Consider the following 1,695-nt stretch of genomic DNA (forward strand, 5'->3'; position numbering starts at 1 on the left):
GCGGTGGGCCCCGTGCACGCCGGTCGCCCGGTCGGACCCGAGCCGCTGCGCCGCGGCCCTCCGCGGCCGAGGCTGGGGTGGTCGCCGAACCCGCCCCGCCGCCGCCCCCGCAGCAGCCGCGCAGCCGCCGGAGGAACCATGACCCAGTCCGCCACCGCCGCCGAACGCACCGAGCGCGGCCGGGCGGTGCGCAGCGTGGTGCCGCGGTCCTCGCACGGGCCGCTGTCGCCGCCGGAGGGCCGGGCCGATCCGGTGACGCTGCTGGAGCGGCAGGCGGTGACCCGGCTGCCGGAGCTGGTGCCGATCCGGTACGGGCGGATGGCGGCGTCCCCGTTCGCCTTCCTCCGCGGTGCGGCGGTGGTGATGGCCGCCGACCTCGCCGTGCAGCCCCACACCGGCCTGACCGTGCAGCTGTGCGGCGACGCGCACCTGTTGAACTTCGGGGTGTTCGGCTCGCCGGAGCGGGCGCTGCTGTTCGACCTCAACGACTTCGACGAGACGCTGCCGGGCCCGTTCGAGTGGGACGTGAAGCGGCTGGCGGCGAGCCTGGCGGTGGCGGCGGGCTCGATCGGCGCGGGCCGGTCGCAGGTCCGCGGGACGGCGCGGGCCTGCGTCCGGGCGTACCGGGAGTCGGTGCGCCGGCTGGCCGCGATGGGGGAGCTGGCGGTCTGGTACCGGCGGATCGACACCACCGAGCTGCTGCCGATGCTGCGCGGCGGGGACCGCCGGCGGACGGAGGGCAGGCTCGCCGCGGCCCGCCGCCGGAACAGCGTGCACGCGGTGGCGAAGCTGACCGAGGTCCGCGACGGGCGGCGGCGGATCGTGGCACGGCCGCCGCTGATCACCCGCATCCCCGCCCCGGACGCGGACACCGTGCACGCCATCCTGGACGACTACCGGGCCACCCTCCCGGAGGAGTGCCGGGAGCTGCTGGACCGCTTCCGCTTCGTGGACGCCGCCGCGAAGGTCGTCGGGGTGGGCAGCGTCGGCACCCGCTGCTTCGTGGTGCTGCTGCAGGGGCGGGACGAGGACGATCTGCTGGTCCTCCAGCTGAAGGAGGCGGAGCGGTCCGTCCTGGAGGAGCACCTGCCGTCCGGGCCGCACGACCACCACGGCCACCGGGTGGTGGCCGGCCAGAAGCTGATGCAGGCGGCGAGCGACATCTTCCTCGGCTGGACGACCGGTCCGGGCGAGCAGGCCCGGCACTTCTACTGGCGGCAGCTGCGCGACATGAAGGGCTCGGCGGAGGTGGAGTCGATGACGCCACGGATGCTGCAGCAGTACGGCACGCTGTGCGGCACGGCGCTGGCCCGCGCGCACGCCCGCTCGGGCGACCGGCTGGCGATCGCGGGGTACCTCGGCGGCGGGACGGTGTTCGACGAGGCGGTCGCCGATTTCGCCGTGCGGTACGCGGAACGCAACGCCGCGGACCACACCCGGCTGCGCGAGGCGATCTCGACGGGGACGGTCGAGGCGCGCACCGACGTATGACGGTCCGCCACATACACCACTCCGTCAGGTGAGTGATCGTCACCGAACCGACCACCCGAGTGGCGGGCCACCTGGGGCGGTCCTAGCTTCGGTGGGGCGGAGGCTCCCTGCGATCCCCCACGCCCCGTGCCCTCCGCACCCCGCCCGGCGCGCCACCTCCACCTACCCCCACGGCCCGTGTCCCCCACTCCCCCACCGCACCCC

1 protein-coding gene is annotated in these 1,695 nt (G+C 75.8%); it reads left to right on the plus strand.

Features of this window, described 5'->3' with window-relative positions; all coding sequences use genetic code 11:
• Window positions 1–138: 138 nt before the first annotated feature.
• The gene (locus KSNIM_RS08415; protein WP_263102597.1) at window positions 139–1,491 is read left to right on the plus strand and encodes a DUF2252 domain-containing protein; all 1,353 of its coding nucleotides are present in this window, start codon (window positions 139–141) and stop codon (window positions 1,489–1,491) included.
• Window positions 1,492–1,695: the final 204 nt, after the last annotated feature.

The sequence above is a fragment of the Kitasatospora sp. DSM 101779 genome, assembly GCF_025655475.1.
Taxonomy (GTDB): Bacteria; Actinomycetota; Actinomycetes; order Streptomycetales; family Streptomycetaceae; genus Kitasatospora.

Coding starts and splice junctions, on each gene's coding strand:
- KSNIM_RS08415 (WP_263102597.1), top strand. CDS start 139: ATGACCCAGTCCGCCACCGCCGCCGAACGCACCGAGCGCGGCCGGGCG.